Source organism: Streptomyces macrolidinus (assembly GCF_023887685.1).
Taxonomy (GTDB): domain Bacteria; phylum Actinomycetota; class Actinomycetes; order Streptomycetales; family Streptomycetaceae; genus Streptomyces; species Streptomyces macrolidinus.
On sequence record NZ_JAMWMR010000085.1, the window covers coordinates 1 to 1,901 of the forward strand.

The window sequence follows — 1,901 nt, forward strand, 5'->3', positions numbered from 1 at the left end:
GCCACCAGGTTCGGTTCTGCCGTGGTGAGTGCGGTGTCGAGCAGGCGTAGCGCGGCCTGGGTGTCCAGTGGCAGGACGCCTTGGCGTTGCATCCGGGCACGGTCGGTGTCGGTGAGGCCGGCCGTGATCCGTGAGCGTTCCTGCCACAGGCCCCAGGCCACCGAGACCGCCGGCAGACCCAGACCATGCCGGTGCGCAGCCAGCGCGTCGAGGTACGCATTGCCCGCGCCGTAGGCGCCCTGCCCGGCGGAACCGGTCACCGCGGCCAGCGAGGAGAACAGCACGAACCCGCCCAGCCGCCAGCCCCGTTCGACACCGAGCTCGTGCAGGTTCCACGCGCCGTCCACCTTCGCGGCCAGCACACCCTCCACCCGCTCGGGCGTCAGCGACTCCAGCAACCCGTCGTCCAGCACACCCGCCGCGTGCACCACCATCCGCACCTCGCCGACGTCCGCCAACCCCGCGGCCAGCGCGGCACGGTCCGCGACATCGCACGACACCACCCGCACCCGCGCGCCCAGCACCTCCAGCGCCGCCACCCGCTCCGCCACCTCACCATCACCGGCATGACGGGAAAGCAGCACCACATCCCGTGCGCCCCACGCCGTCACCGCGTGCAGCGCCACCACACCACCCAACGCCCCAAGACCGCCCGTCACCACCAGCACACCCCGGCCGTCCCACTCCGGCACCCCAGCCGAAGCCTCCACCACGGCCAGACGCGCCACCCGGGCGCCCCCGTCCTGTCCGATAAGCACCTCCGGCTCACCCAAGGACACCGCACGCGCCAGATCCTCGCGAGATCCGCCGTCCACCAGCACCACCCGCCCCGGCGCCTCCCGCTGCACCGACCGCACCAGACCCCACACCGCCCAACCCGCACCCGCACCCGACGCCACGCCATCGGTCCACACCACCACCGGCCCCGACCCCTCACCAAGCAACCGGCGCAACGCCTCGACCACTTCGACCACCACCGCGCGCACCGCACCCGGCGCCATCCCCCGCGCCGCCTCCCGAAGGTCCAGCACCCGCAGATCGCCAACAACACCAGCAGCCTCGGGCAAGGCGATCTCACGCCGCTCGACCCGATACAGCCCACCACCACCCGATGCCACCAGCGCCGACACCGGCCGCAACGACAACGCCTCCACCGACCACACCAGCTCGCCACCCGCCGTCACAGCCGTCACCGCGACCCCGTCCTGGCCCACCGGCACCAACCGCACCCGCACACCCGACACTCCGGACACACCCATGCGCACACCCGACCACGTGAACGGCACCACCGCACGCCCCCCACCAGCCACCGCCCACGCATGCAAACACGCATCCATCAACGCCGGATGCACCCCGAACCCACCACCCGACACCGCCAACCCCACCTCAGCGAACACCTCATCCCCACGCCGCCACACCCGCTCCAACCCCTGAAACACCGACCCATACACCAACCCCGCACCCGCCAACTCCCCATACACCCCCGCAACATCCACCGCCACCGCACCCGCAGGCGGCCACACACCCACACCCCACTCACCCGACACGACCTCGTCGGACTCCACCACCGAGCCGACCGCGTGACACACCCACTCCTCCGACCCCTCCACCCGACCATGCACCCGCACCCCACCATCAACACCCACCGTCACCCGCACCGCCACACCACCACGCTCCGCCACCACCAACGGCTCCTGCAGCACCAACTCACCCACCACACCACACCCCACCCGAGCACCCGCAAACCCCACCATCTCCACCAACACCGTCCCCGCTACCACCACACGCCCACCAACCACGTGATCAGCAAGCCACCCCTGCTCCGACAACGACAACCGCCCCGACAACACCACCCCACCCGAACCCGGCAACTCCACCACAACCCCCAACAACGGATGGTC

1 protein-coding gene is annotated in these 1,901 nt (G+C 71.2%); it reads right to left on the reverse strand.

The genetic code is table 11. The features are described 5' to 3' along the window. Positions 1-1,880: type I polyketide synthase (locus NGF19_RS30865; protein ID WP_308288570.1), on the reverse strand; the 1,880-nt coding region annotated here is incomplete at its 3' end. Positions 1,881-1,901: the final 21 nt, after the last annotated feature.